Raw genomic sequence first — 270 nt, 5'->3', positions numbered from 1 at the left:
GCGGCATTTTCACAGAAGCTCACTAAAGCCGAAGCAAGCTATGTTTCAGATTATGTAGCTTCTGTCGTCGACACTCTAAATAGTGAGGATGCTTTGCCAGGTGTTCTCGATAAGAGTTCAGCCATCGAGTTGTTCAGGGGATGTTATCCACTCCATCCTGTAAGTGCGATCTTGTTGCCACTGCTTTGTCAAAAAGTCGCTCAAAATGAACGCACGTTATTCAGCTACCTGGGGAGCCATGAAGAATTTGGTTTACAGGATATGTTGGCT

The 270-nt window shown here is 45.2% G+C and carries 1 protein-coding gene; it reads left to right on the top strand.

Annotated elements, in window-relative coordinates; genetic code table 11:
- Positions 1–270, top strand: a 270-nt coding sequence (locus tag AVJ23_RS23240) for a hypothetical protein (RefSeq protein ID WP_205626916.1), incomplete at both ends; no start/stop codon positions are given.

Origin of the sequence: Pseudoponticoccus marisrubri, from assembly GCF_001482405.1 — a bacterium.
Taxonomy (GTDB): Bacteria; Pseudomonadota; Alphaproteobacteria; order Rhodobacterales; family Rhodobacteraceae; genus Pseudoponticoccus; species Pseudoponticoccus marisrubri.
This window is presented reverse-complemented; position numbering and strand designations above follow the sequence as displayed.